This is a genomic window from Methylorubrum aminovorans, from assembly GCF_022179725.1.
Lineage (GTDB): Bacteria > Pseudomonadota > Alphaproteobacteria > Rhizobiales > Beijerinckiaceae > Methylobacterium > Methylobacterium aminovorans.
Map to the genome: position 1 here is coordinate 1 of NZ_BPRC01000070.1, position 4,768 is coordinate 4,768.

The 4,768-nt window shown below is 64.0% G+C and carries 4 protein-coding genes; 2 read left to right on the forward strand and 2 right to left on the reverse strand.

Annotation, left to right across the window (positions count from 1 at the left end):
* Window positions 1-278: 278 nt before the first annotated feature.
* A complete protein-coding gene (locus MFF24_RS28420; protein WP_238229188.1) occupies window positions 279-1,160 on the reverse strand; it encodes an SDR family oxidoreductase in 882 nt (293 codons plus the stop codon).
* Window positions 1,161-1,266: 106 nt separating this feature from the next.
* Between MFF24_RS28420 and MFF24_RS28425 the strand changes: the two genes are divergently transcribed.
* Complete coding sequence (locus tag MFF24_RS28425) at window positions 1,267-2,154, forward strand: LysR family transcriptional regulator (RefSeq protein ID WP_238229189.1); 888 nt, start codon at window positions 1,267-1,269, stop codon at window positions 2,152-2,154.
* 436 nt (window positions 2,155-2,590) lie between these two features.
* On the opposite strand, the gene MFF24_RS28430 is transcribed toward MFF24_RS28425, so the two are convergent.
* The gene (locus MFF24_RS28430) at window positions 2,591-3,586 is read right to left on the reverse strand and encodes an alpha/beta hydrolase (RefSeq protein ID WP_238229190.1); all 996 of its coding nucleotides are present in this window, start codon (window positions 3,584-3,586) and stop codon (window positions 2,591-2,593) included.
* Window positions 3,587-3,683: 97 nt separating this feature from the next.
* Here MFF24_RS28430 and MFF24_RS28435 point away from each other — a divergent pair, with 97 nt between their 5' ends.
* Window positions 3,684-4,598, forward strand: coding sequence for a LysR substrate-binding domain-containing protein (locus MFF24_RS28435; RefSeq protein WP_238229191.1), 915 nt, complete (start codon window positions 3,684-3,686; stop codon window positions 4,596-4,598).
* Window positions 4,599-4,768: the final 170 nt, after the last annotated feature.

Sequence of the window (4,768 nt, forward strand, 5' to 3'; positions counted from 1 at the left end):
GCAACAGCGTCACTTGGTGGCGATCCGCACCACAGATGAACCGCGCCATACACGCCTCCGCTGTCCCGCAGAGACTATCATAACCGCTACGTTTTCACACAGCCTCCACCCCTTGCCGACCCTCGGAAGGTTCGCTTTCAGTCTGTTGGGTCAAAAGCCGGCGGCCGGATTGGGTGGTGAGCAGTTCGGCCGATTTCGGGACGCATTGAGGGGGGAAGCAGCCGTCGATCTACGGTCGCGGCGCCTCCGCTTCGGGGCGCCGCGCGGGAGGCGGGTGCTCAGGCGGTCGCCGCTCGCTTGCCGACAAGCGCGGCGGCGAAGTCGCGGTAGGTGTGCAGGGGGCGGCCGAGGATGCCGGTCAGCCGCTCGCGGTCACCCGTCTCCGGGATCATGCCGTCGCTGACGTAGCGCTCGGCCATCAGACGCATCTCGTAGGCCATCCACTTCGGCATGAACGTCGCCATGTTCGCCTCGAAACCGCTCGGGTCGTCACCGCCGTAGGCGACCGGGCGACCAAGAACCTCCGTCCAAATCGCCGCCGCGTCCGCGCCGGTGAGCGTGTCGGGGCCGACGAGGTTGATAGTTTCGGCCGGCAGCGGGCCCGGTGCCGCTTCGCGACGGATCAGCTCGATCGCGGCGACCTCGGCGATGTCACGCGCGTCGACCATGGCGACACCCTTCGATCCGATCGGCATTGGGTAGACGCTGTGATTCACGATCACGTCCTTGATCATGACTTCGTTGTCGATGAAGTAGCTCGGCCGCAGAATCGTGGCGCCGAAGCCCATCGTCTCCAGCATGCGCTCGGCGCCGTACTTCACCGCGAAGTGCGGGACGTTGACGGCCCGGTCAGCGTCGAACACCGACAAGTAGACGACCCGATCGACGCCCGCCTCCCGGGCAACGTTCAGGGTGATGATCACTTGGGTGAACTCGTCGCCTGTGACCGCATTCAGCAGGAACAACGTGCGGACGCCGGAGAAGACGGCGCGCAGCGCGTCGATGCTGAGCAGGTCGCCCTTCACGACCTCGACGCCGTCCCCAAAATCGGCCTTGGCGGGCTCGCGGGTCAGCACGCGGACTCGCGCGCCGCGCTGGGTGAGCTGCTGGACGACGTTGCGGCCGACGCGGCCGGTGGCACCGGTGACGAGGATGGTCATGGGAGTCGTTCCTTCGAGTTGAGCCGTTTGGCTGACTCGAAGATGAGCGGTCCACGCCTGCACCAATAGCAGCTATATCTGGACGCGCCGTCTCGCTGGTGGAACGATGGATCTACTCGCCCTCGCCGACTTCACCCTCGTCGCCCGCCATGGCGGGTTCGGGAAGGCCGCACGGGCCACCGGGCGCCCGAAGGCGACGTTGTCACGACGCGTGGCCGAGTTGGAAGCCAGCCTGAGCTTGCGCCTGTTCGAGCGGGGCGCACGCGACCTGAAGCTGACGCAGGAGGGGCGGGCGCTGTCCGAGCGGGCGGGCGCGCTGCTCACCGAACTAGAGGAGACTGCCGCGGCGATCGCGTCGGGCGGCGAGCGGCCCCGTGGACGCCTGCGGATCAGCGCACCCCTGCTTTTCTCCCAGATCGTGATGGGCAAGCTCGCGGCGAGCTTCGCCCTCGAATACCCGGAGGTCCGGTTGGAGGTCACGACAGAGGACCGGGCCGTCGACATGATCGAGGAGGGCTTCGATTTGGTGATCCGGGTCAACCCGGACTCGGACGAGCGCCTCGTCGGCCGCGCGTTCCTGCACGACCGACTGGTGGTAGTGGCGGGCCCCGGCCTCGCCCGGCCGACCGAAGGCACGGCCGTTCCGGCTGTCGTGCGGGGCAGCGACCGTGCGGCCTGGCGGGTGAGGACGCCGGCCGGCCATGCGACGATCGCGGTCGAGCCGATCCTCGGCTTGGCATCGCTCATCATGGTCCGCGACGCGGTGCGCGCGGGCGTCGGCGCCGGACGCTTGCCGATCTCACTGGTCAGCCGCGATCTGGCCGAGGGCACGCTGGTCCAATGGGGCGAGGTGGACGCGCCGGACATCGCGCTGTGGGTCCTCTACCCGACGCGTCGGCTACTCAATGCACGCGTTTCGGCGTTCCTCAACCATCTGAGGCGGGCGTTTCCGAACGGGACGCCGGACGAACTGGCGTCCTACGCGGAGGGATGAGAGCGCCCCGAGCCGGGACCGTGCGAATGCAGAAACCGTTGGGTGTGCCCATCATCATCTGAACGTCCGCACTCAGTGCGCCAGGGCCATGTCGCCAACGACCGGGTCGCCTCGGCAACGGAACGTCTGCTCTCGGACAGCGGGGCGGGGTCCGCTCTCCAACCCATCCGGACCTTCGACGGAAGCGGGGCGAATGTCCGCAAGGGGTCAGGAATTCGCGTGCCGCCTGTTCGGTTGTGCGCCAGAAGCGGAAGTGTGCTCGACGTCCGGTAGCGAACATTTAGCGCCAACGGGCTGACCGTCCGGTGTCGACCCTTTTCGGACCCTGGTGAGGTCCGCTTCTCGGTAGCTTGTTGGTCGAGGGCCTACGATCGGATCGTGTGATTTTCTCAGCCGCCTTCCGCCTACCAGCGAAGGGAGCGGTCGTGATCGACGTTCAGGCGAGCGTTCTGTGGAAATGCGCGGCGATACGGTCCGCGGATTCGCGTACCTTTTCGGCGTCGTCGTAGAAGTCGAAATGTTTGCCTTCGGTCCAGTGCAGTTCCTTAGGACCGGCCAACCGTTCGAATGCCTTGCGAGCCTGATTGGGAAAGGCGGCACTGTCCGAATGGATCATCAACGCAGGGGCTTTGACAAGAGCTGCCTGTGAGACCGGATCGAACTCTAGCCAGCCCTCCCAACTCATCACCGCGAACTCGTTGCGCCAGGGCCGGACGCCGCCACCACGGCTGTTGTCCATGTAATACTCGCTGGCGCTGGCACTCACCGCCTTCTTGTTACCGGGTTCGTAGGCCGGCACGATCTCGATGACGCTGGTTTCATCGTATCGCTTGCGCGCCGCAAGACTGATGGCCCTGCGTTGATCCATGCCTTCCTTGCCCATCATCTCGACCATGAACGACGGTTCGGAGAACATGCCCGCTGTGGCCGCGAGCGCGCCGACGTTGGGGTCCTTGGCCGCCGCATACATGATCGTGCCGCCGGACGTGCAGATGCCGAGCAGACCCGTACCGGAGACGTCGGGCCGCGTTTTTAGGAAACGGAGCGCGGCGGATAGATCCTCTGACTTGGAGGTCTGATCCTCGTACTGCCGGATGGCACCGCTGCTTTCGCCGTAATTGCGGTAGTCTAGGGCGAGCGCGATGATGCCCCGGCGTGCCAGCTCGCCGGCATAAAGCCCCCCCATCATCTCCTTCACCGAAGTCAACGAGCCACCGACCGCGACCGCCGGATAACGATGCGAAGGGTCGTGATCCTCGGGGAGATACAGGTTCGCCACGACGAACCCGTCGCCACTCGGGAAGCTGACCTTCCGCGGTTGCGGTTCGCTACGTTCGGTGAGCGTCTCGGACATCGTGTTTCCCATATTGAGAAGGACGGCGCTTGCGCCGGCGGCGAGGCCGAATGCGCGCCGCGAAAGCCAAGCGGACATGAGCGCGCTCCCTCTTACGACCATGCACAAACGTGATAGCTCTGCTTGAAATGATAATCCCTTCGGATTTTTATGCTCTTTGAAGGCTGCCTTGCTAATGACGCCGGATCTGCTCGACGGAATTTTGGTCTTCACGCGCGTAGCCGAACGACGGAGTTTTACCGCAGCAGCCAAGGAATTGGGTGTCACCCCGGCTGGCGTGAGTTGGAGCATCAAGAGCCTGGAGAAGCGCGTGGGCGTGCCTTTGCTGACGAGGACGACCCGCTCGGTTGGCTTGACCGAGGCCGGCAAGCTGTTCCTCGAACAGGCACGCGTCGGAGTGGCCCACGTTGAAGCGGCCTTCGAGGCTGCTCAACGGCTCGGTGCGAAACCGCAGGGCTTGCTGCGTCTCAGCGTCCCCTACGTGGCTCACACGGTTTTGGCGCCCGTGCTGAAGGGATTTGCTGCGACCTATCCCGACATCGAACTGGAATTGGTTTTCGAGGATCGGTTCGCGGACATAGCGGCGGAAGGTTATGACGCCGGTATCCGAATTGGCGAGATGATCGCTCGGGATATGATCGCCGTTCGGCTCACTCCCGCCTCTCCCAAAGTGGTCGCCGGTTCACCGACCTATTTCGCCGAACGAGGCACACCGAAACGGCCGGAGCACCTCGAACAGCACTCCTGCATCAACGCCCGTTTGTCAGACGGCTCCATACACCGATGGGCGTTCGTCGAAGATCGTGGTGCGAGAGGGCTGCGAACCTTCTCGATTGCCGTGAAAGGACCTTTGATCGTCAACGGTCCTGCAATGTGCCTTTCGGCCGCAGTATCCGGTGTTGGTCTCACATATATTATCGGTACTGTCGTTCGACCGTTGATAGATCAAGGCTTGCTGAGGACATGCCTTGAACCGTTTCTCCCTGAAAGTCCTGGGTTCTTCATTTATTTTCCCAGCAGGGAGCAGGTTCTGCCGAAACTCCGCGCGTTCATCGAATTCTGCCAGTCTCACGCTGAGCTTCACGCTTAATCAATTTCGATGACTGAGTGCGGAAAGTCCGCTTCCGGCCGCAAGGCCAGGGTCCGCTCCCCACCGAGACTGTGTGAGAACGCGTTTTGGTCGATCGGTGCGGGGCGGAGATGGTGCGCGAGGTGCGGCGTGCTCTCACGCCCGGAGGGTCGTGAGGAGCGGTTCAACTC

Bases quoted from the DNA above. Each gene is read 5' to 3' on its own strand.
- MFF24_RS28420 (WP_238229188.1), bottom strand. From the start codon at position 1,160: ATGACCATCCTCGTCACCGGTGCCACCGGCCGCGTCGGCCGCAACGTC.
- MFF24_RS28425 (WP_238229189.1), top strand. From the start codon at position 1,267: ATGGATCTACTCGCCCTCGCCGACTTCACCCTCGTCGCCCGCCATGGC.
- MFF24_RS28430 (WP_238229190.1), bottom strand. From the start codon at position 3,586: ATGTCCGCTTGGCTTTCGCGGCGCGCATTCGGCCTCGCCGCCGGCGCA.
- MFF24_RS28435 (WP_238229191.1), top strand. From the start codon at position 3,684: ATGACGCCGGATCTGCTCGACGGAATTTTGGTCTTCACGCGCGTAGCC.